Raw genomic sequence first — 22,622 nt, 5'->3', positions numbered from 1 at the left:
CAGTGACCTTTACCGCCATCTCCCAATCCCTGGCAGCATCTGCGGCCACGGCCATTCCCGCACCCGTGTGGTCCGGCTTCAACGTCGGCCCGCTGCGCATCCACGCCTACGCGCTGTGCATCCTGCTGGGAATTGTCGCATCGATCTGGCTGACCAACATCCGCTGGCGGCGCCGCGGGGGCCCCGAAGGCTCCATCTGGGACATCGCCATCTGGGCCATCCCCTTCGGCATCATCGGCGGCCGGCTCTACCACGTGTTTTCCTCCCCGGACGCGTACTTCGGCCCGGGCTACAACGGCACGGGCGACCTGTGGTTGATCCCGCAGATCTGGCGCGGCGGGCTGGGGATCTGGGGCGCCGTGGTGCTGGGCGTCCTCGGTGCCTGGATCGGCTGCCGCCGGGCGGGCGTGCGGATCTCCGCCTTCATTGACGCCGCGGCGCCGGGAATCCTGCTGGCCCAGGCGATCGGCCGCTGGGGCAACTACTTCAACCAGGAACTGTTTGGCGGGCCCACCACCCTGCCCTGGGGGCTGCATGTGGACCCCCAGTATGTGCCCGCCGGGTTCAGCCCGGACACGCTCTTCCACCCCACGTTCCTGTACGAATGCGTCTGGGACGTGCTGGGCGTGGTGGCGCTGCTGCTTATTGACCGGCGCTTCCGGCTGCGCCGGGGGCGGATGTTCCTGATGTACGCCATGGTGTACACTGCCGGCCGGCTGTGGATTGAAATGCTGCGCATTGACGCCGCCGAACACATCACCTTCTTCGGCATCACGGCCCGGCTGAACGTGTGGACCAGCATCTTTGTCTTCACCGCCGCGCTGATCGTGTTCCTGCTCCTGACGTTCATCCGCCGCAAGTCCGTCACGCACTCCGTGTTCCTGCCCGGCCGCGGACCGGCCGCCGCCGTGGCCGGCGGCGTGTCCACGGAAACGGACATGGGGGCCCGGGCCAAGGGGTTCCAGGAGAAGGGTGCCAGGGACACGGACGCCCCGGACAAGGCCGCCCCCGAGAAGGCCGCCCCCAAGAACGGCGAGGGCACCGGGGGAGCCGCCACGGCGGACGCACCGGACCAGGACTCCGGCGCCCGGCACGCCGGGCCGACGGCAACCGACGACGCGGCCCTGCCGACCACCGGCGGCGCAGCGGACGACACCGCCCCTGGCGCTGACAGGCCCACCGCCAAGGACGCGGCGACACCCGAGGAAACCGGCAAGTCCGGCCACTGACAACGCACGCAGCCGGCCCGGCTGCACCACTCAATCTGGCGGCCCCGAAGCTTCGGGGCCGCCATTTTTGTGCCGCTTTTGTGCCGCGGGCAGCTGGCCCGGCGGCGCAGCCCGGGCCCGCGGGCACCAGTGACGTGCGGTCCGGACGCCCGGTCGGCCCCTTCCAGCAGCCGGGAACACGTCTCTTTCCCGCTTTTTATTACTGATCTTGCATATGCTTCCAAAATGTAAGATCGAAGTATTCAGCGTCGATCGATGCCTTATATAGTGAAAACCGCCGCACAGGACGGGCGCGGGACTTGACCGGGCCCAATTGTGCACTTGCACCAAGGAATGACATTCCGGATGTGCCAGCCACAATGTGCGGCCGTGCACCACCACGGTTACACACCGAAACCGCTTCCCGGGGAACCCTCCCCGGTCGCCATGGGCCACTGTCGTCCCCACTCACCACTCGACCAGGGGAAGGACTTCACCGTCATGACTCGATTCACCCAGCAGCCCGCCGGCCGCGCCGTTTCGCCCTTCGTGCGATTCGCCGCCATGCCGGGGCAGGCGGGCCTGTACCGCCCCGAGGCCGAGAAGGACGCCTGCGGGCTGGCCATCGTCGCCACCCTGCGCGGCACGCCCGGCCACGACATCGTCCAAAACGCCCTCACCGCCCTGCGCAACCTGGAGCACCGCGGCGCCGTGGGCGCGGACGAGGGGACGGGTGACGGCGCCGGCATCCTGGTTCAAGTCCCCGACGAATTCTTCCGCGCCGTCGCCGGCCTGGAGCTGCCGAAGGTGGGGGAGTACGCCGTGGGCACCGCGTTCCTGCCCAGCGAGCCCAAGGAGCAGGAGTCGGTGCGGGCCGGCATCGAGGCCCTGGCGGAACGCGACGGGCTGGCGGTGCTCGGCTGGCGCGAGGTTCCCGTCGTGGCGGAGCTCGTGGGCACCAGCGCCCGCGCCTGCATGCCCCACTTCAGCCAGCTGTTCCTGGCCGAAGCACCCGCCGCAGACGGCCACACCGGCCCGGCCAAGGATGGGGCCCCAAGTGCCGCCCACGAGCTGGACGCCAAGGCCTTCCGGCTGCGCAAGCGGGCCCAGCACAAGTTCGGGGTCTACTTCCCGTCCCTCTCCTCCAAGACGATCGTCTACAAGGGCATGCTGACCACCGCCCAGCTGGAGCCGTTCTACCCGGACCTCTCCGACAGCCGCTTCAAGACGCTGCTGGCCGTGGTGCACTCACGCTTTTCCACGAACACCTTCCCGTCCTGGCCGCTGGCCCAGCCGTTCCGCACCATCGCCCACAACGGCGAAATCAACACCGTCAAGGGCAACCGGAACTGGATGCGTGCCCGCCAGTCCACCATGTCCCACCCGCTGCTGGGGGATGCGCCGGAGGAACTGTTCCCGATCTGCACCCCGGGCGCGTCGGACTCGGCCTCCTTCGACGAGGTGGCCGAGTTGCTGTGGCTCTCCGGCCGGCCCATCACCGAGGCCATCATGATGATGATCCCCGAGGCCTGGGAGAACCACGCCACGATGGACCCGGACCGCAAGGCGTTTTACGAATACCACTCACTCATGATGGAGCCGTGGGACGGCCCCGCGGCCGTATCCTTCACCGACGGCACGCAGGTGGGTGCCACGCTGGACCGCAACGGCCTGCGCCCGTGCCGCTACTGGGTGACCGACGACGGCCTGGTCGTCTTCGCCTCCGAGGTGGGCGTGCTGGACATCCCCGCGGACAAGGTCGTGGAAAAGGGCCGCGTGGCGCCGGGCAAGATGTTCGTGGTGGACACCGAAAACGGCCGGCTGATCCGTGACGGGGAAATCAAGGCCCAGCTGGCCGCGGCGAACCCGTGGGCCGAATGGGTCAAGGAAAACACCATCCGCCTGGCCGGCCTGCCCGAGCGCGAGCACGTGGTGCACACCGCGGCGTCCGTCGTCCACCGCCAGCGCACCTTCGGCTACACCACCGAAGAGCTGAAAATCCTGCTCGGCCCCATGGCGCAGACCGGCGGCGAGCCGCTGGGTGCCATGGGCACCGACACGCCCGTGGCGGTGCTGTCCAAGCGCCCGCGCCTGCTCTTTGACTACTTCGTCCAGTCGTTTGCCCAGGTCACCAACCCGCCGCTGGACTCCATCCGTGAGGAACTGGTCACCTCCCTCAACACCGCCATCGGCCCGCAGGGCAACCTGCTCTCGCGCGCCAAGGTGACGATGCCTCAGGTGGCCCTGACGTTCCCCGTGATCAACAACGACGAACTGGCCAAGATCGCCAACATCGAGAGCCCTGCCAACGCCGACGGCACCGGCGGGGAGCGCATCGCCATGAAGGTGCGCGGCCTGTACAAGTTCGACGGCGGCGAGCCCGCCCTGCGCGCCCGCCTCACCGAGATCTGCGAGCAGGTCTCCGGCGCCATCAACCGCGGCGTGCAGTACGTGGTGCTTTCCGACCGCGACTCCTCCGCAGCCTGGGCGCCCATCCCGTCGCTGCTGCTGCTCAGCGCCGTCCACCACCACCTGCTGCGCAGTTCCAACCGCACCAAGGTCTCCCTGGTCGTGGAAGCCGGCGACGTGCGCGAAGTCCACCACGTGGCCGTGCTGATCGGCTTTGGCGCGGCCGCCGTCAACCCGTACCTGGCCATGGAATCCGTGGAGGAACTGGTCCGCAACGGCGACATTTCCGGCGTCACCGCCGAGCAGGCCGTGCACAACCTGATCAAGGGCCTGGGCAAGGGCGTGCTGAAGATCATGTCCAAGATGGGCATCTCCACCGTGTCCTCCTACTGCGGCGCCCAGACCTTCGAGGCGCTGGGGCTGTCCCAGGAACTCGTCAACGACTACTTCACCGGCACGGCTTCCCAGCTGGGCGGCGTCGGGCTCGATGTCATTGCCGCCGAGGTCGGGGCCCGGCATACGCTGGCCTACCCGGTCGACGGCGTCGAGGTCCCCCACCAGCCGCTGGCGGGCGGCGGCGAGTACCAGTGGCGCCGCGACGGCGAACCGCACCTGTTCAACCCGGACACCGTGTTCCGGCTGCAGCACGCCACGCGGGAACGCCGTTATGACATCTTCAAGAAGTACACGCAGGGCATCGACGAGCAGGCCGGGAAGCTCATGACGTTCCGCGGGCTCCTGAAGTTCCGCGACGGCGTCCGCCCACCCGTGCCGCTGGATGAAGTGGAGCCGGTCAGCAGCATCGTCAAGCGTTTTTCGACGGGCGCCATGAGCTACGGCTCGATCTCCCGCGAGGCCCACGAAACCCTGGCCATCGCCATGAACCGGCTCGGCGCCAAGTCAAACACGGGCGAAGGCGGCGAGGACGTGGACCGACTGCTGGACCCGGAGCGCCGCTCGGCCATCAAGCAGGTTGCCTCGGGCCGCTTCGGCGTCACGAGCCTGTACCTGACCAATGCCACGGACGTCCAGATCAAGATGGCCCAGGGCGCCAAGCCCGGCGAGGGCGGCCAGCTCATGGCCAAGAAGGTCTACCCGTGGATTGCCGAAACCCGGCATTCCACCCCCGGCGTCGGGCTCATCTCCCCGCCCCCGCACCACGACATTTACTCCATTGAGGACCTGGCACAGCTGATCTACGACTGCAAGAGGGCCAACCCGGAGGCGCGCGTCCACGTGAAGCTGGTCTCCGAGATGGGGATCGGCACCGTGGCGAGCGGCGTGACCAAGGCCAAGGCCGACGTCGTGCTGGTGTCCGGGCACGACGGCGGCACGGGCGCCAGCCCGCTGAACTCGCTCAAGCATGCCGGCATGCCGTGGGAGCTGGGCCTGGCCGAGACACAGCAGACGCTGCGCCTGAACGGGCTGCGTGACCGCGTGGTGGTGCAGGTGGACGGGCAGCTGAAGACCGGCCGCGACGTGGTGGTGGCGGCGCTGCTGGGCGCCGAGGAATACGGCTTCGCGACGGCACCGCTGGTGGTCTCCGGCTGCGTCATGATGCGGGTGTGCCACCTGGACACCTGCCCGGTGGGCGTGGCCACGCAAAACCCGGAGCTGCGCAAGCGCTTCAGCGGCAAGCCCGAATTTGTGGTGAATTTCTTTGAATTCCTGGCCGAGGAAGTGCGCGAGATCCTGGCCGGGCTCGGCTTCAGGAGCCTCGAGGAGGCCATCGGCCAGGGCGGCGTGCTGGACACCCGCCCGGCCCTGAACCACTGGAAGACCCAGGGCCTGGACCTCTCACCCATCCTGTCCGACGCCGGCGTCCCGGCGGCCACGCCGGTGCGCAACTTCACCACGCAGAACCACGAGCTGGAGAAGCACTTTGACCAGCAGCTGGTGGCCATGAGCGCCGAGGCGTTGGCCGAGCGGGCCCCGGTGCGCATCAGCGTCCCGGTGGTCAACACCGACCGCTCCGTGGGCACGCTGCTGGGCTGGCACGTGACCAAGACGTTCGGCATCGACGTGCTGGGCCCGGACACGATCGACGTGACCCTCACCGGCCAGGCCGGCCAGTCGCTGGGCGCCTTCCTGCCCGCCGGCATCACGCTGCGGTTGTTCGGCGACGCCAACGACTATGTGGGCAAGGGACTCTCCGGCGGGCGCATCACGGTCCAGCCGGACCGTGCCAACGCGTTCACCGCGGCGGAGAACGTCATTGCCGGCAACGTGATCGGCTATGGCGCCACCAGCGGGGAGATGTTCCTGCGCGGCCAGGTGGGCGAACGCTTCCTGGTCCGCAACTCCGGGGCCACGGCCGTGGTGGAGGGCATCGGCGACCACGGCTGCGAATACATGACCGGTGGGCTGGCCCTGATCCTGGGGCCCACGGGCCGCAACTTCGGCGCCGGCATGTCCGGCGGCACCGCCTACATACTGGACCTGCAGGAGAGCAGCGTCAACAAGGCCGCCCTGGACTCGGGCGAGTTGCAGCTGCGCCCGCTCGACGCCGGCGACGCGGACGTTGTGCACACACTTCTCACAAAGCACCGCGACGAGACCGGCTCGGAGGTGGCCGAGGCGCTGCTGGCGGACTTCCCGGCCACCACGGCGCGCCTGGTGAAGGCGCTCCCGCGCGACTATGCAGCAGTTTTGGAAACCCGCCTGGCAGCAGCCGGGCTGGGCGAGGACCCCGACGGTGACTCCGTCTGGCAGAAAATTTTGGAGGTTACCGGTGGCTGATCCCCGCGGTTTTTTGAAGAATCGGGAACGCATCACCCAGGCCCGCCGGCCCGTCCCGGTACGGATCATGGACTGGAAAGAGGTGTACGAGTCCCAGGAAAAGGGCGTGCTGAAGGCCCAGGCCGGGCGATGCATGGACTGCGGCGTGCCGTTCTGCCACCAGGGCTGCCCGCTGGGGAACCTGATCCCCGAGTGGAACGACCTGACGTGGCGGGACAAGGGCCAGGAGGCCATTGAACGGCTGCACTCCACCAACAACTTCCCCGAATTCACCGGCCGGCTGTGCCCGGCACCGTGTGAGACGGCCTGCGTGCTGGGCATCAACCAGCCGGCGGTGACCATCAAGCAGGTGGAGGTCTCCATCATTGACGAGGCCTTCGCCCAGGATTGGGTGCACCCGCTGCCGCCGGCCCGGCTCACCGGCAAGACGGTCGCCGTCGTCGGGTCCGGCCCGGCCGGGATGGCCGTGGCCCAGCAGCTCACGCGCACGGGCCACACGGTTGCCGTGTACGAACGGGATGACAGGATTGGCGGGCTGCTGCGCTACGGCATCCCGGACTTCAAGCTGGAGAAGGAAACCCTTGACCGCCGCCTGGAGCAGATGGCGGCCGAAGGCACCCGCTTCCGCACCGGCATCGAGGTGGGCAAGGACATCGGGTGGGAGGAGCTGAGAAGGCGCTACGACGCCGTCGTGGTGTGCACCGGGGCCACGGTGCCCCGGGACCTGCCCATTCCGGGGCGGGCGCTGGAAGGCGTGCACTTTGCGATGGACTACCTGGTGCAGTCGAACAAGGTGGTGGCCGGGGATGTGGTGGAGAACCAGATCGACGCGGGTGGCAAGCATGTGGTGATCCTTGGCGGCGGCGACACCGGGGCGGACTGCCTGGGCACGGCGCACCGCCAGCAGGCGGCGTCGGTGACCACGCTGGCCATCGGCAAGCAGCCGCCGGCCGAGCGCACCTCCGCCCAGCCGTGGCCGACGTTCCCGAACCTGTTTGAGGTCGCCAGCGCCCACGAAGAGGGCGGGGAGCGGACCTACCTGGCCTCCACCGTGGAATTCCTGGGTGAAAACGGCGTGCTGACCGGGCTGAAAATTGCCGAGACGGAGTACGTCGGGAACCGGCGCGTGCCCAAGGAAGGCACCGAGCGGACCATCCCGGCCGACCTGGTGTTCCTGTCGCTGGGCTTCACCGGCCCGGAGACCGCAGAGCTGACCCACCAGCTGCCCGTCGAGCTGGACGGGCGCTCCAACGTGGGCCGCGACGGCTACTACATGACCACCCGTCCGGGCGTGTTTGCGGCCGGCGACGCCGGCCGTGGCCAGTCGCTGATCGTGTGGGCCATTGCCGAGGGGCGCGCCTGCGCCGCGGCGGTGGACAAGTTCCTCATGGGGGAGACGTTCCTGCCGGCGCCCGTCTCACCCAGTGACTTGGCTATCAGTGTGTAGCAGCCAACCGCTAGGCTTGAGGCAGGGACCAAAGTTTTCCACTGTCAACCACACCCATAGGTAGGTAAATTGAGACGCGCTAAAATTGTGGCCACATTCGGGCCGGCCATCGCCAGCTACGAAAACACCCTGGCCGCGCTGGATGCCGGCGTTAACGTTGCCCGGATGAACATGAGCCACGGCGACTACACCGTTCACCAGAACACGTATGACAACGTGCGCAAGGCGTCGGGGCAGCTGCACAAGACGGTTGCGATCATGGCAGACCTCCAGGGTCCGAAGATCCGCCTGGGACGCTTTGAAAACGGCACGGGCTACGAATTGGCCGTGGGCGACGTCTTCACCATCACCACCGAGGACGTCCCGGGCACCAAGGATATCTGCTCCACCACGCTGAAGTCCCTGACCGAGGACGTCAAGGTGGGGGACACCCTCCTCATTGACGACGGCAAGGTTTCCGTGCGCGCCACCGCCGTTGACAAGGTCAAGGTCGTCACCGAGGTCACCGTTCCCGGCAAGGTGTCCAACAACAAGGGCATCAACCTGCCCGGCGTGGCCGTCAACGTGCCCGCACTGAGCGAAAAGGACGAGTCGGACCTGCGCTGGGCGCTCAAGTGCGGCGTGGACCTGGTGGCCCTGTCGTTTGTGCGTGACGCCGCGGACATCAACCGCGTCCACGAAATCATGGACGAGGCCGGCCGTCGCGTTCCCGTGATTGCCAAGATTGAAAAGCCGCAGGCCGTGGACAACCTCGAGGCCATTGTTGACGCGTTTGACGCGATCATGGTGGCCCGTGGCGATCTGGGTGTGGAGCTGCCCCTAGAGGACGTGCCGCTGGTGCAGAAGCGCTGTGTGGAAATGGCGCGGCGCTGGGCCAAGCCGGTCATCGTGGCCACGCAGGTGCTCGAATCCATGATTGACAACCCGCGCCCCACCCGCGCGGAGGCCTCGGACTGCGCCAATGCGGTGCTCGACGGCGCCGACGCAGTCATGCTGTCCGGCGAAACGAGCGTGGGCGCCTACCCCATCGAGACCGTCAAGGTCATGGCCCGGATCATCGAGGCCACCGAGAAGGACGGCCTCAAGCGCATCCCGAGCCTGGGCTCGGAGCCGAAGACCCGCGGCGGCGTCATCACGGCCGCGGCCGTGCAGATCGCCGACCAGCTCGGCGCGAAGTTCATTGCCACGTTCACCCAGTCCGGCGACTCGGCCCGGCGCCTGTCCCGCCTGCGCCCGTCCAAGCAGGTCTTTGCCTTCACCCCGGTGGAGCAGGTCCGCAACCAGCTGGCGCTGACGTGGGGGATCGAGCCCGTGCTGGTGCCCATGGTGGCGCACACGGACGCGATGACCGAGCAGGTTGACCACACGCTGCTGGAGAAGGGACTGGTGGCCGAGGGCGACATGGTTGTCATCGCCGCCGGTTCCCCTCCCGGACAGGCCGGCTCGACCAACCTCGTCAAGGCACACAAGGTGGGCGACCTCTCCGACATTGGCAAGGCATCGGACGGCACCCCCGTGAAGCGGGAAAAGGTTGGCCCCTGGCCCACTGCGTAAGGACGGATATCCGGCCACAGCGCACGGCACGACGGCGGCACCCACGGCGGGTGCCGCCGTCGTGCGTTAAGCGGTGGTCGAGACCTCCGGCGGTCGAGCTTGTCGAGACCCTCCACCGGTGGCCAAAGTTATCCACAGGCGGGCGGATTTTCCGGGTTTCCGGGTGCCCGCGTGCCTTACGGTTTCCAGTATCGGATGAAGCGGCGTTTGAGCTTTTTGGCGGGAGTGGCGGACTGGAGGCGATGGATGTGGGGCGCAGGAAAACGGTGTGGGCGGCCTGCCTGGCTGGCGCCGGGTTGCTGGCGGGCATGGCGTGGGGCGGGGTCGCGCCGGCGGCTGCGGTCCCGGGTGACGAGGGTGCCTCGGTGGATGTCGTGGAGCCGGGGCGGGCGCCCGTTGTGCTGAAGGCGGGACCTGACGGCAAGAGTTATTGGGAACTGACGGTGGAGGGCGGAGGTGCCTACATTGCCTCCTGGGAGCGTTCAAGCGGGTTGTGGGGGAGTGCCGGCGAGGCGGCTGCAGCGCTGAAGGGCATGTATGACTGCAGGAACAATGCAGTGTTGAAATATGCCAGCAGGTTTGCCACCTATGGGGCCTTCAACCGCGCCGCGGGGACCAAGCACGGCGCCGGCACCGGGCTGAGCTTCACGGATCCGGCAACGGTCAAGGCGTTTGCAGCATGCATGAAGGACTCCCACATCAGTTCGGATCAGGTCAAGTCCGTCAGGGCCAAGGCGGGCAAGGGAAAGCCTGCTGCTGCGCAGGTGATTCAAATCCCGGCGGCCCTGACAGGCCCGGGCACGCACGAGCTGTTCATTGCCAGGTACTCCCTGCTGGCCTTGGGCAACCCGATGTGTCCGCGAATGACGTGGGGCTCCAGTCCGGGAGTCGAGGGCGGAACCATCACCGGCAGGTGCAATCCCAGCCTGAAGGACCTCAAAACGTTCACGGTCACGATCCCGCGTGAAGCGTCGGACACGGTCCTGGGCGGGCCCGTGGTTGAGCCGGGCAGCTGGTTCGAGCCGAGCTCCTATAGCAATTTCCGGGCGTTCACAGCGCCTGCCACAGGGTCTTCGGCTCCGTTCCCCGCCGGGTTGTGGGCGCTGGCATGGCCCATCCTGTTGCTGGGCATGGTGGTGGCGCTTCTGCTGGCCGGCTCGACGTCTCTGCTGGCGGCGGGCGCTGGCCCCGGGACCGGGCGCCTGGCAGCGGCCGTCCGCCGTGTGGTGCCCACGGTTGGGCGGGACTTCGGCGGGGCCGCCGGGCGGGGTATCAGCCTGGGAGCGCGGCCGGGTTTCACCAGGGCCGCCGGAGCACGTGGGGTTCCTGCTGCCGAGCCGGGGGTTGGCACTGGCGCTGCACCGGGTGCTGATCTTGCGGCCGCCGAAGCGGAGGCCGGTGCTGCGGCACCCGGTGCTGCTGACGCCACCACACGCCGCGATTGGCGGGTCCCCGTGCTGGGCCAGGTGCACGGCCCGCTGGCCTTCCTCATATTGCTTGCGTGTGCCGCGTTGGCTGCAGCCGGCCAGGAAGGTTTTGCCTGGAGCCAGGGGGCGGCCCGCATGGCGTTTTCCTTCCTGGCGGCGTTCCTGCTGTTGAACCATGGTTCCATGGTGGTCCGGTGGACCGTGGCGCGCCGGCACGGGCGTGGTTTTTTTCCGCGGGTGGCCGCAAGGCCTGTCTACGTGGCGGTGTTGCTGGCATCACTTGCCTTCACACGTGTGGCCGGCCCGGAACCGGCGTTGGTTTTTGGTGCCGTCTTGGGCGTCGACTACAGCCTCAACACCAAGGATGCCGGGCATCGCAGGCTGGCGGTGGCAGCCATTGCAGGCAGCGTCTACATGGCGGTGGTGGGCCTTGCCGCCTGGGCCGGATACAGCTTCCTCGCGGCCAACGATGTCGGATCATTCATCAAGTGGAACGAGATCCAGCCGGACTACGTGGCAGCCGTCAGCGACGCAGGGGGCTTCACCACTCTTGCGGCAGGGGAATTGCTCGCCATTGTCGCGGTGTTGGCCCTGGCGGCGCTGCCGGTCACCTTGTTGCCGCTCGCCCCGTTCGAGGGGGCGCTGGTCTGGGCCTGGAACCGGGGTGTCTGGATCCTGTGTTACATCGCCGCGGTTGCCCTGTTTGGTTTTGTCCTGCTGCCCTGGCCGCGGGACGGCCTGACAGTACCCTTAGCGGCACGGGCCGGCCTTTACGCGGCCTACGCGGTTGTTGCCGGCGCGGTGTGTGCCGTGATGGCCATTGGCAGGCGCCGGCAGCGGGAGGGCGTGGCCCCGGCGGTGGCTGCTCCCCGGCAGGTGGGGACCCCCACCGGCAGCGCGGCGGCGGGGGACCGCGGTTAAGGGGAGCCCGGTTGAAAGGCGACTCTTAAAAGGCGACGCCGGCACCCGAGGGGGTGCCGGCGTCGTGCGCCAGAAAGTTGCCGTGTGGGCAAGTGGCCGCGGCAGCCGGTGTCGGGGAGTTAGTTGACCTGGTTGATGATGGTTTCGGCGACTTCGCGCATGCTCAGGCGGCGGTCCATGGAGGTCTTTTGGATCCAGCGGAAGGCCTCGGGTTCGGACAGGCCCATCTTGGTGGTCAGCAGGCTCTTGGCGCGCTCGACGAGTTTGCGGGTGGCGAATTGTTCCTGGAGGTCGGACACTTCGTTCTCGAGGGCCTTGATTTCCTCGTGGCGGGAGAGTGCGATTTCGAGGGCGGGGATGAGGTCGGCCGGGGTGAAGGGCTTGACCACGTAGGCCATGGCGCCGGCGTCGCGGGCGCGCTCGACGAGTTCCTTCTGGCTGAAGGCCGTCAGCAGGACGACGGGGGCGATGCGGGCCTTCACGATTTGTTCAGCCGCGGAGATGCCGTCCATGACAGGCATTTTGACGTCCATGAGGACGAGGTCGGGCTTGAGTTCCTTGGCGAGTTCGACAGCCTTTTCGCCGTTGTCAGCCTCGCCAACCACCTCGTAGCCCTCGCCGCGGAGGATTTCCATGATGTCCAGACGGATCAATGTCTCATCTTCGGCAACGATGACGCGGCGTGCGGGGGTGGTGGATGCGGATTCCGATTGTTCGGACACTAATGGCTCCTTGGAGGCTGCGGGATGTCAGCTCGGACGCTGGTCCCGAAATCGAGACGCGCGAGTGGAACTGGTTCTACGAAACAGCCTATCTGCATGTAGAGTGGTTTCGCGCACTTGTTCGGGAGCGATTCCCCAATGGGCGCGTGATCTTTGTAACGGGGCCTTCCGGGCACCTTGCATTGGCCCGAGTGGCGGAATGGCAGACGCGCTGCACTCAAAATGCAGTATCGAGAGGTGTGTGGGTTCGAGTCCCACCTCGGGCACAGTAAAACCGCAGGTCAGGGCGGTGTAAGCGCTTAACGTGTGTACAAAGAGGTGGGTTCCGTGGACACGGGACGTGAAAATTGCCGTGTGTCGAGCATCAGGAACTGCACGAAAAGTCATGGTTCTCCCTCGTTCAAGGTCTGATGGCGGGGCCCGGAAATCACACAGAACAGGTCTGTGGTTTGGTGCCGAGGTCGAGGCGGTGGTGCTTCAGCGCCTGCTGGGTGATAACGGATAGTCGTTCGCGGTGGCCCAGGACGCCCTTATCGGGCAGGGACAAACGCCCGGAGAGTGGCCTTGATCATTGAGGGGCACCGGAGCCATCTCGTCCGGCCGTCCACGGCGGGGTGAGGACGTACCGGGCCATGCTGGAGCGGCATTTCGCACCGGCCCTGGGTTCGATTGCTGCGGAGGAACTGGACCGCCGCCACGTGGTGGAATGGATCCGGGCCAGGCTGGCCAAGGGCCTGAGTGCAAACACCATCCATAACGGCACGCGCTGATTTTCTCCGCCCTGACAACCCGTGCCGCGGGATCGGGCTGCCGCGCACGGAAGGAGATAGGGGACGACGCCGTGTTCCTCACCAGTGGTATTTCGGGACGTTGTTGGAGTTCGTGGACGAACGCTCCAGGTGTTCACCGAGTTCCTGGTGTCGGCCGGGGCCCGCTTTGGCGAGGCGGTCGCCGTCACCGTCGCTGACCTGAACCTGTCATCGCGTCCGGGGCCGGTGCGGATCACGAAGGCGTGGAAGCACGTTGACCGCAACAGGTACTTCGTTTCGGCGACCAAGACACGCACGGGCAAGCGGACAGTGTTCCTGCCCGGCCATCCGGTCATGGCCCTGGTGCCGGTCATGGCGGGCCGGCAGGGGCGCGCATTGTTGTTTACGGACGTCGATGGTGACCGGATAACGCGCGTGGAGCTTTGGCGGCAACGCTGGCTGCCAGCGATCACAGCCGCTCGGGAGGCAGGGCTGGGCACGGCTCCCCGGTCTATTATCTGAGGCATACGCATGGGTCCTGACTGCTCCAGGGAAGGGTGTCGTTGAATATGGTTTCCCGCCGGCTGGGGCATTCCTCGACGCGTGCGAATGAGCAGAGGAACGGCCACCTCTTGCCTGAGGTCCTCCAGGAAGCCGCCGATGGCATCAACCTGAGCGCAAAGCGGGGCGGGTGTAAGGCGGACAGCTGCCGCTTGGGGGCTGTATGAACGGGCGGTATTCTCTGCCGAACGTGTAGTGTCGGCGGTGACTGGTCGAAGTCCGGGGAAATTTGCAATAGGGACGTTGTGCCGGGCAAGCATTGACTTCGATCAAGAGCTGCGGGTGTCCGGGTTCTCCAGGGACGGTTAGAGGGAGGGGAGGCGTCCCGAGGGCCAGCTCCCGGTCGTCACCTGGTCGCGGGCGAGGCCGGCAAGCGTGTCGGCGACCGCCTGACCTGGAATAGTTCCGTTTATCGACGTGTTGCGCCAGACATGGACCTGCTTGTGAATAACCGTGTCATTCTGGTCGTCGGCGGTACCGGCCTGGTTGGCTCTGCAGTGGTGGAGCAGCTACGCTCTGAAGGCGCTACTGTGATCGTTGCATCCCGCCGCGGTTCTGGAGGGATCACACTCGACGCGGGTGACGATGCTTCGGTTTCGAAAGCGATTGCGCACGTGCTGCAGGAGCACGGACGGATCGACGGCCTCGTTGTTGCAGCGGCTCCGCCTGCCCAATCCTTGGACCCGGCGCGCAGCTCGGAACCTAACCAAGTTCTCAGCGCTGTCGATGGCAAGGCCATGGCGTTCCTGCGCGTCGCGTCCGCGGTGATCCCATCGATGCGGGAGTCGGGTTTTGGTCGAATCGTTGTTGTCAGCGGCCAGAACGCATTTATCACTGGAAACATCACCGGCTCGGTCCGAAATGCGGCCACGACCATTATCGCCAAGAACCTTGCAGATGAGCTCGCCGGAAGCGGCGTCACAGTCAACTCCGTCAGCCCGGCCGTGGTGACGGTCACCCCGAGCGCCACGGTCGCCCCCGGCCGCGGAGGAGATTCAACACCACAGCAGATCGCCGACCTCGTCGCATTCCTTATTTCGCCGCTCTCCGGCGTCTCCGGCGAGTCCATCGCGGTTGGACACAGAATGCTGGGAGCAACTCTAATTTAGTCACCCTGCCGGAACTGGCTGCCAGTCCGAACGGACCACCGGTTGTGGTCGCCTGCTAAAAGCCAAGGGTTTCCGGAGGAGTGCGGGAAGTTGGGTCCCATGGGTATGTCAACGCATACCGTGCGTTCTCATGGAAAAGCGTGGGTGAAACGTGACGAGGCTCTGCCATATATTGCCAAGCCGGTTGTCTACTGAATCCGTTATCGGCTTCGAGCCAGCTGGTATCGCCGACTTGGAGCTGACCGGGGCCTTTCCGGTCATAGGGTAGCTCGGGGTTGAACGGCAGCAAGGTGGGGCGGCGGAAGCGTTCCGCGGAGCGGAGGCGTACGGGATCTTGAGCCAGGAGCGTACGGGGTGAGGAGCGGAAGCGGCAGTCCTGTCATAGGTCCTTTCGGGGATGGGTCAGTGTGTGTCGAAATCGGAAGTGGGGTCGGAGGTGTCGCCATTGCGCAGTTGGGCCCAGTGCCGCAGTCATTCGGTGATGGCGCGTTCGTAGCCGTTATTGGTCGATTCGTAGAACGTTTCTCGAGCCATGTTCTCGGGGAAGTAGTTCGCTCCGGAGAACCGGTGTTGGTGTCGGGGTCGTATTTGTAGCCGTCACCGTGGCCGAGGTCCTTCCTGAGGCGGGTCGGGGCATTGAGGATGTGCGCCGGCGGCATCGATAATCCGGTCGTTTTCGCTTCCCGCATGGCATGGCGCAGTCCCCGGTACACGGCGATCGATTTAGGGGCGGTTGCGAGGCACACCACGGCTTGGGCGATGGCGAGTTCTCCGTCGGGCGAGCCGAGGCGTTCGTAGACGTCCCAGGCGGAAACGGCCTGCTGGACGGCGCCCGGGTCGGCCATGCCGATATCTTCGGTGGCGAAGCGGGTGATGCGTCGGGCGATGAACAGGGGGTCTTCGCCGCCGAGCATCCGTGCCAGCCAGCAGAGGGCGGCATCGGGTCGGAGCCGCGCATGGATTAGTGGAGCGCGGAGATGAGGTTGTAGTGGCCCTCTTGCGATTTGTCGTACAGCGGCGGGCTATTTCTGCACTGCGGCTGCGAGCACGGCCGGGTCGACGTGTGCGCGCGTGGCATGGACCTGTCCGATCATGTTCAGCAGGTACCGGCTCTCGCCGTCGGCCATCGCCATCGGCGCCTGGCGGGCGTCATCGGTCAGCGGTAGCGGCCTGCGAATCAGTGCTTCGGCGCGGGTGATGAGGGCGCCGAGTGCGGCCGGCGTCGAGGCGCTTCAAGACGAAGACCTGCCTGCGGGAGAGCAGTGCGCCGTTGAGTTCGAAGCTGGGGTTCGCCGTGGTCGCGCCGACGAGGATGATGGTGCCGTCTTCGACATAGGGCAGGAAGGAGTCCTGCTAGACCCGGTTGAAGCGGTGGATCTCGCCGACGAACATCATCGTCCCTCGACCAACCTCGCGCCGACGCTTCGCATTGCTGAACACGTTGCGGAGGTCCGCGACACAGGAGAAGGTGGTAGAGAGCGGTGCGAACGCGAGGTTCGCTTCCTTGGCCAGGAGCCTAGCGGTGGTGGTCTTACCGCAGCCCGGCGGCCCCCACAGCACCATCGAAACCAGCCGTTGGGTGTCAACCATTCGTCCGATCGCCGCGTCCACGGCGAGAAGGTGGTCCTGCGCCAGGGCTTCCTGGAGGGTGCGTGGACGGAGCCGGTCGGCCAGGGGCCGCGAGGTGCCGTCGAGGTCGAACAGTGACGGTGTCTCACTCATGGCTGCTGCTTCCGGTGCCGCTGGTCGGCCAGGTCATGGGAATCGTGCACCAGGTCTGCGATGAGTTGCTTCGTGATCCCGACGCCGGGTCCGATGGAGATCCACTGTTGCTTGTTCAGGTAGCGGCCGATCGTGATCGTGGCGAAGTCGCGACGGAGCGCATCCCCACGGTGCGGCTCTGCCTTAACAGTGAAGATTTGCAGGTCCGGATCATTGTCGGTGACGATGAGAAAGACCTTGTTATGTACCTTCCACACGTCGAGGTGCACCGTGAAAGGGCGTCCATGGGTGACGTTCCCGAGCGATGCCGCGATGTCGCGGGCGTGTTGCAGCAAGCGCTCGCCCGTGACGGTCACAGGCCCCTCCGGTCGCCGAATAGTTCGGGACCGACGGGACGTTTCGCACGAGGAAGCTTCGCGACCACGAGCAGGTAGGACTCCGTGACGAGGTCATCGACGAGAACCTTTGGCAGGTCCCCCTCCCGGGTTCAAGGTGATCCAGTCCTGTTTGTCCATGTGGTCCGCGGCGTGATGTCATCATGCTGCTCCTGGAGCGCCTTGCCGTCCTCCGGATCCGTCTTTACGATGACGATCGGCTCACCGGTGACATCCGTCATCAGCATGAAGACCTTGTCGCGGACTTTGAACACTTCCCAGGCGGGCCCAAAAGGATGCTACAACCCAGCGCCTGGAGGCTCCTCGACACGGTTCCGGGCGTGCTGTTGCAGTGTGCCGCCGTCCATGTCCTCCTCCCGGGCCCACTGACCATCTCTGGGCTCGGTGGATTTGCGTTTCATGATATGTTCATTGCTTGGCGGCGAGGAAAAGCGCTGAGTGGAAGAGAAGGCCAAATGCCTCGGAGCACGCCACACAGATGCTTCGTGCCGGGCTGGCGGTCATCGCGCCGGATGAGCGCCCTAGATCTTGACGCCGCCCGGCGCGGTATCGATATAGATCGGGCTTCAAGATTGAGAGCTGGGTCGGCCGGGAATATGGCTGAGAATGGACTTGGTGAAGCCACCATCGACGCAGATGTCTTGCCCGGTGACGTAACCCGATAATGGGCCCACAAGAAATTCGATCACGTTCGCAATGTCCATGGGGGCGCCGATTCTAGACAATGGGATAATTTCTTCCCTGGCTTTCTTAATTTCGGGATCGGCATACATTTTTTCAGTCATCCGTGTATGAGTCATACCCGGCGACACCACATTTACACGAATTCCATCAGACGCCCATTCCAGCGCAAGTGTTTGGGCTAGCATTGTCAATGCAGCCTTGCTGGGGCTGTAAGCACCGGATCCGGCATGTGGTAGCTGGCCAGACATTGACGAGGTAAAGCAAGCGGAACCGTGGCTAAGCCTCAAATGCTCGTAGCTTGATTTGGCAAGAAGCCATGCGCCGCGGAGGTTGACGGAGAACATGGCGTCCCAGTCTTCAATGGAGAGGTCACATATAGCACCAGGGCTAGCAATTCCAGCATTCGCTATCAACGCGTCCAGTCCACCAAATTCGCCTATCGCAGCTTCCACCAGTTGACTTGGCACATCGGGGTCACCGAGGTCGCCCACCAATGCGGTGGCGGTGCCTCCCATTGATTGGATGGAACGAACAACTTGCTCTTGGCTAGTGTTCGCTTCATGTCCACACACCGCAATCATCGGCTGCTCGCCCCGGCCAAGAGCTGCCTCTGCGAGTCTCAGGCATGTAGATGCGCCTATGCCGCTACTGCCTCCGCTGACCAAAGCTCTCATTGCAAACACTCCTATTAATCGGGATTCAGGGGAATAATTCTTAAATTGCAAAAATAGTTAAGTATCATGGACCGCAAAACTCTAGTCGATTTGTGATCCGGTTTGTACCGAAAAAAGGTTATGATAGTACGCGAGACCGTGGGGAACCAGCTGCAGCCTCTGAAATAAAGTTAGTTTCCTAGTTTCCAGCCCTGAATTTTGAGGTCCTGCATCGCCTTCTTGAATTCACCCAAAGGGTTTTCTTCGCGAATGATCTCGAGAACAACGTTGTTGACTCCACACGTTGCTTCGACTGCGTTGCCCAATCCGTTCCAGTCGATCACTCCAGTGCCGATTGGATCATGGCCCCAGGATTCCGTGCCCGTATCAGAAATATGAATCAGTCCGATTGATTCGTGATTGGAGAGCAGGCCGTCTACGGGGTTCTCGCCTATGTAGGCAGCGTTCGCGACATCGTAGACGATCTTGAGCGAATCGTCGTTGACAGTATTAACGATGCTTGCCAAGTCTCCGATGGTAGGAGTGAAACAATAGGGAGTGTTTTCGAAGAGAAGTCGTGTTCCCGCCTGCTTGGCCAGCGGAATCAGATTCTCCAGGCTCTCGTACATCCACCCATAGGTTTTTTCAACTGAAGGTGAAATCATCGGGCGTCGCGTGCCCGGGGAGATCACGACCTCGGGTACACGCCATGCTGCGGCCAAGTCGATCACCGACTTAATGTGCTCAATACTTTTGCGACGCATGCTAGCGCCGGGGCTGGCCAAGTTGATGTCATATCCACCGGCATTCAGCGACCTGATAGTGGCACCGTGCTGCTTAAGCCGTCCATAAATTGCCGAGCGTTCTGCCGGGGATATTTCATCAGGCCAACAATGTGGCGAGCTGATGGGGACTTCGAAAGTCTGATATCCGTTGTTGGCCAATTCCTCAATGGCATCAATTGCCGTAGATGACCATAAGTAGGAAAATGTATTAATAATCATTTGTTTCATTTGAACGTTCCGTCTCAGATCTGCATCCGTGTAGAGAAAATGCGTCATTCCTAGCGCCAGGCGAATTTGTGGATTTTGAGTAAAGGGCCGTTGCGCCGTTGGCGGGCCTGGCGGCCCGATGGGATGGGGGAGCAGGTCCGCCCCTGCCTGCCCAGTCGAGCCGCCACGGCATCCTCCCGAGAATTGTGCCTACCGGGAAGGCTTGGCCGTGTCGGTAGCCGCCGGGGCGCTCTGGAGCAGGTGCCCGCCTTGGAGTACTTCTGGGTCGGCGGGGGCTACGGTGGCCCGGCCGGCCCGGCTCCCGGTCTCGGGAAGGGTGAAGTAGGCGATGAGGCAGAGGGCGACGATGGCGATCATGTAGATTGCGACGAACATGGGATGTCCGGCGCCGACGAATGCGGCGGCGATCAGCGGCGCTGTGCCACCGAAGACGGCAATGACGATTTGGTGTGCGAAGCCGATGCCCGATACCCGAACCGCGGCGGGGAACAGTTCGGCCTGGATGGTCGGGTAGACGGCCTGCCAGATGGCGAGGACCACCCATCCGGATGCCGTGACCAGGACATAGACACCGAAGCCCGGCTGGTTCAGCAGCAAGAGCAGGGGGTAGAAGAGAACGATCATGCCGATGGCGCCGATGATGGGGAAGATTTTGCGCCGACCGAGCCGATCAGAGAGGGCGCCGCAGATCGGCACGATGATAACGAGCAGCGCCAGTCCGATGACGCTCCCGGTCAGGGACGATGCGAGGTCGCGGCCGGTGGTCAGCTTGGCGTAGGTGGGAAGAAAGGTGGCCCAGGTGTAGTAGGCGACGGCCGGCGCAGAGAGCGCGGCTGTTTGCAGCAAGGCCTTGGGGTGTTCGCGAAGCAGGTCCCACAAGCGTGCCGGTGCGGACTTTTGGTCGACGAGGGCAACCGCCTCGAATTCAGGGGATTCGTCTGCGCGCATGCGCAAGATGAGCCCGATGATGCCCAGGACGCCCCCCGCGATGAAGGGGATGCGCCAACCCCAGGCGGCGAGTTCTGCCGGGGCAAAGGCTGATGTCACCATTGCCGCAGCGCCGGTCGCTGCCAGGGTCGCCAAGCCGCTTGCGGCGTTGGACAAGGAGCCGAACAGGCCCCGCCGGTTCGCGGGGGCGTGTTCAACCATAAAGGCGATGGCGCTTTGTCCCTCACTACCGGCTGAGACGCCCTGGAGGATGCGTGCGAACAGGAACAGTGCGGGCGCTGCAAAGCCGATGGTCGCAAACGAAGGGGTGAGGCCGACTATCAGGGATCCTAGCGCCATCCCGGAGATGGAGAGCGTCATGACGGCCCGTCGACCATAGCGGTCGGCCAGCGGGGAGATGATGATGCCACTGAGCGGGCGGACCGCAAACCCGATCGCGTAGGTCAGCAGGGCTGCCACGAGGGATGCGAAAGCCGAGTGGCTCGGAAAAATCTGTTGCGAGAACACAGCTGCCAACAGCCCATAGACGTACCAGTCGTACCACTCCACGAAGTGGCCGATCGTGCCGGCCACCATGTTGACTGGGCGGCGAGGGTGAGTGGACACTTCGGGAAGTCCGGAAGGGTCTGGAATGTCGGTGGCTTCTTTTGAGGTCTTCATTGAACTCTCCATTTTTTCACGTTTGCTGCGGAGGTGTCTTGGAATTATTCCCGGACACCTGAATCGGTGTGCGGGTCTCGCCCGGCAGTAGCTCGGTTCGACGGGACAACCGACGGCCAAGGCCAACGGCTGGCAGGACGCTAGGGTGCTGCCTGGCGTGCAGTGGGAAAGAAGTTGATCGAGCCTCTACCCGTGAGATCGATTGCAACCGTTTCATGAATGAGATCGGTTGCTGAGATCGGTTGCAAACAACGATACGTAGACGCTGCAGCTCTGTCAATGGTCATTTTTGATCGAGGGTTGATTCGCAGATGTGGAGGTCCAAACGATTTGCCGGCGCGGAAAGGCGGGACAAGCGGGGGACCGATCCGCACGAGTAGGGTTTAGCGGGTCATCCTTGTAGCGGCAGGTGCTTGTCATTGTTCAGATCAAGGAAATGGACCCCGGACCAGGTGCAGTTCACGCTGCCGTACGATGCCCAGTACTCCTCCCAATGCGCAAGTTTCCACCGGTCCCTCTCCAGATCCCGCTGAAGGAGTCGCCTCCGGAGGATATCCTGGGGGACCTGTACGCGCACTACAGTGGTCTTTGAGGGGGGCCAGTGGAATTCGTCCGCGACGCGCGTCAGGTAGTCCGGCGTGGCGAAGTACGCGCCGAAGGGGGCGTCGAGTACGACCGATCGTCCCAGTCGCAGATTCGCGCCGGCTACATCCATGAGCGTCTCGTACTCCAGCGGCAGAACGTTCTCCCGGTAAAACCCGTTGGATTCCCGGTCGCTCGGGGCGTGTCCGGCTACCTGCAGCGCAAGCTCGACAAGGCGGCCGCAGAGCCGGTCCTTGTCCAGATAGGCAGCTCCGTGCTCCCTTGCTGTCTGCTGGGCAATGGTCGTCTTTCCAGATCCGGCCGGGCCGATGACAATGAAGACTTCGGGGACCGTCATTGGCGGGCTTCCGCCACGGCCGAGAGAAACACCCGTGCGGCGTCGGTGACGCGGGAGAAGTCGCCGTCCGGTTGCCAGGCTTTTGTCACGGCACTGCCTACGCCAACGCAGGCGACGCCGGCGGCGAACCATTCGGCGACATTGCCGGGCGTGACGCCGCCCGCCGGCATAACCGGCAGGTGCGCCAGGGGGGCGAGTACCGACTTTGCGTACGGGATGCCGCCGGCTTCGGTGGGGAAGAGCTTGAGGATGTCGGCGCCTGCTTCGGCGGTCTCGACAAGCTCGGTGGGTGTATATGCACCGCTGATGGTCGGCACCTGGTACCGGTTGGCCATCCGGATCATCGCCGGGTTCAGCTGCGGGCTGACCAAGAAGTCGGCGCCGGCGCGGATGCACTCGTAGGCTGAGTGTTCGTCCAGGACCGTTCCGGCTCCGACCGCCACTCCATTGGGCCCATGCTTGGCAGAGAGCCGGCGAATCACGTCCACAGCGCCCGGGATTGAGAGCGTGATTTCAAGGGCGCGAAAGCCTCCGGCAATCGCCGCTTCCGCGACGCGTTCTGCCAGATCTTCGTTTCCAAGGCGCACGATGAGGACGGCGCCGGACCGGTCAATCGTCTCGAGGGTGCGAAGTTTCTTATACATGGCTGGCCTTTCTTCTGGCCCAGGCAGTTTCCCCTTTCCGGGGCACCCCTGGGCTAATCTTGATGTGTCGTTGACAAACTCTTCCACCATTCATAGTCTTATTGCAACCGATCTCAG

17 protein-coding genes, 1 tRNA gene and 1 pseudogene are annotated in these 22,622 nt (G+C 64.7%); 9 read left to right on the top strand and 10 right to left on the bottom strand.

The annotated features are described in order from the left end of the window. Positions 1-2: 2 nt before the first annotated feature. The 5 genes from lgt to MMF96_RS08140 all read left to right on the top strand — a co-directional run bounded on the left by lgt (position 3) and on the right by MMF96_RS08140 (position 11,705). A complete protein-coding gene (lgt, locus tag MMF96_RS08160) occupies positions 3-1,229 on the top strand; it encodes a prolipoprotein diacylglyceryl transferase (protein WP_256883210.1) in 1,227 nt (408 codons plus the stop codon). Positions 1,230-1,709: 480 nt separating this feature from the next. Then, positions 1,710-6,356: a glutamate synthase large subunit gene (gltB, locus tag MMF96_RS08155; RefSeq protein ID WP_256883209.1), complete on the top strand. Its 4,647-nt coding sequence runs from the start codon at positions 1,710-1,712 to the stop codon at positions 6,354-6,356. Continuing rightward, on the top strand, positions 6,349-7,803 hold the full coding sequence (locus MMF96_RS08150; RefSeq protein ID WP_256883208.1) for a glutamate synthase subunit beta: 1,455 nt from the start codon (positions 6,349-6,351) through the stop codon (positions 7,801-7,803). Before gltB ends, MMF96_RS08150 begins: the two co-directional genes overlap by 8 nt. A gap of 69 nt (positions 7,804-7,872) precedes the next feature. Beyond that, positions 7,873-9,357 (top strand): pyruvate kinase, encoded by a 1,485-nt coding sequence (gene pyk / locus MMF96_RS08145; RefSeq protein ID WP_256883207.1) that lies wholly within the window; start codon positions 7,873-7,875, stop codon positions 9,355-9,357. Positions 9,358-9,605: 248 nt separating this feature from the next. Beyond that, complete coding sequence (locus MMF96_RS08140; protein WP_256883258.1) at positions 9,606-11,705, top strand: hypothetical protein; 2,100 nt, start codon at positions 9,606-9,608, stop codon at positions 11,703-11,705. 119 nt (positions 11,706-11,824) lie between these two features. Here MMF96_RS08140 and MMF96_RS08135 read toward each other — a convergent pair whose 3' ends face one another. Beyond that, positions 11,825-12,427 (bottom strand): ANTAR domain-containing response regulator, encoded by a 603-nt coding sequence (locus MMF96_RS08135; RefSeq protein WP_176615729.1) that lies wholly within the window; start codon positions 12,425-12,427, stop codon positions 11,825-11,827. Positions 12,428-12,612: 185 nt separating this feature from the next. Here MMF96_RS08135 and MMF96_RS08130 point away from each other — a divergent pair. From MMF96_RS08130 to MMF96_RS08115, 4 genes are all read left to right on the top strand, one after another. Continuing rightward, positions 12,613-12,693 (top strand) — tRNA-Leu (locus MMF96_RS08130). 366 nt (positions 12,694-13,059) lie between these two features. Beyond that, positions 13,060-13,197 carry a hypothetical protein gene (locus MMF96_RS08125; protein ID WP_256883206.1) on the top strand — a complete coding sequence of 46 codons (138 nt, stop codon included), beginning with the start codon at positions 13,060-13,062 and terminating at the stop codon, positions 13,195-13,197. 129 nt (positions 13,198-13,326) lie between these two features. Then, the gene (locus MMF96_RS08120) at positions 13,327-13,698 is read left to right on the top strand and encodes a hypothetical protein (protein ID WP_256883205.1); all 372 of its coding nucleotides are present in this window, start codon (positions 13,327-13,329) and stop codon (positions 13,696-13,698) included. Between the two features lie 470 nt (positions 13,699-14,168). Then, positions 14,169-14,846: an SDR family NAD(P)-dependent oxidoreductase gene (locus MMF96_RS08115; protein WP_256883204.1), complete on the top strand. Its 678-nt coding sequence runs from the start codon at positions 14,169-14,171 to the stop codon at positions 14,844-14,846. 257 nt (positions 14,847-15,103) lie between these two features. Here MMF96_RS08115 and MMF96_RS19870 read toward each other — a convergent pair whose 3' ends face one another. The 9 genes and pseudogenes from MMF96_RS19870 to MMF96_RS08070 form a co-directional block, all read right to left on the bottom strand. After that, positions 15,104-15,760: a hypothetical protein gene (locus tag MMF96_RS19870; RefSeq protein WP_375141413.1), complete on the bottom strand. Its 657-nt coding sequence runs from the start codon at positions 15,758-15,760 to the stop codon at positions 15,104-15,106. 439 nt (positions 15,761-16,199) lie between these two features. Continuing rightward, entirely contained in the window at positions 16,200-16,568 is a 369-nt protein-coding gene (locus MMF96_RS08105) for an AAA family ATPase (protein WP_256883202.1), read from the bottom strand. Further along, positions 16,565-16,924: an MmcQ/YjbR family DNA-binding protein gene (locus MMF96_RS08100; protein WP_256883201.1), complete on the bottom strand. Its 360-nt coding sequence runs from the start codon at positions 16,922-16,924 to the stop codon at positions 16,565-16,567. The genes MMF96_RS08105 and MMF96_RS08100 overlap by 4 nt, the downstream gene beginning before the upstream one ends. A 131-nt stretch (positions 16,925-17,055) precedes the next feature. Beyond that, positions 17,056-17,226 (bottom strand): annotated as a pseudogene (locus MMF96_RS08095) (MmcQ/YjbR family DNA-binding protein); the annotation flags it as partial. A 303-nt stretch (positions 17,227-17,529) separates the two neighbouring features. Continuing rightward, entirely contained in the window at positions 17,530-18,321 is a 792-nt protein-coding gene (locus MMF96_RS08090; protein ID WP_256883200.1) for an SDR family NAD(P)-dependent oxidoreductase, read from the bottom strand. A gap of 170 nt (positions 18,322-18,491) precedes the next feature. After that, the gene (locus tag MMF96_RS08085; protein WP_256883199.1) at positions 18,492-19,313 is read right to left on the bottom strand and encodes a sugar phosphate isomerase/epimerase; all 822 of its coding nucleotides are present in this window, start codon (positions 19,311-19,313) and stop codon (positions 18,492-18,494) included. Positions 19,314-19,502: 189 nt separating this feature from the next. Beyond that, positions 19,503-20,921: an MFS transporter gene (locus MMF96_RS08080; RefSeq protein WP_256883198.1), complete on the bottom strand. Its 1,419-nt coding sequence runs from the start codon at positions 20,919-20,921 to the stop codon at positions 19,503-19,505. 391 nt (positions 20,922-21,312) lie between these two features. After that, the gene (locus MMF96_RS08075) at positions 21,313-21,861 is read right to left on the bottom strand and encodes an AAA family ATPase (protein ID WP_256883197.1); all 549 of its coding nucleotides are present in this window, start codon (positions 21,859-21,861) and stop codon (positions 21,313-21,315) included. Beyond that, positions 21,858-22,505 carry a bifunctional 4-hydroxy-2-oxoglutarate aldolase/2-dehydro-3-deoxy-phosphogluconate aldolase gene (locus MMF96_RS08070; protein WP_256883255.1) on the bottom strand — a complete coding sequence of 216 codons (648 nt, stop codon included), beginning with the start codon at positions 22,503-22,505 and terminating at the stop codon, positions 21,858-21,860. The genes MMF96_RS08075 and MMF96_RS08070 overlap by 4 nt, the downstream gene beginning before the upstream one ends. Positions 22,506-22,622: the final 117 nt, after the last annotated feature.

Origin of the sequence: Arthrobacter sp. STN4, assembly GCF_024539665.1 — a bacterium.
Lineage (GTDB): Bacteria > Actinomycetota > Actinomycetes > Actinomycetales > Micrococcaceae > Specibacter.
Note: the sequence above shows the minus strand (reverse complement) of the source record. Positions and strands in the feature narration are given on the sequence as shown.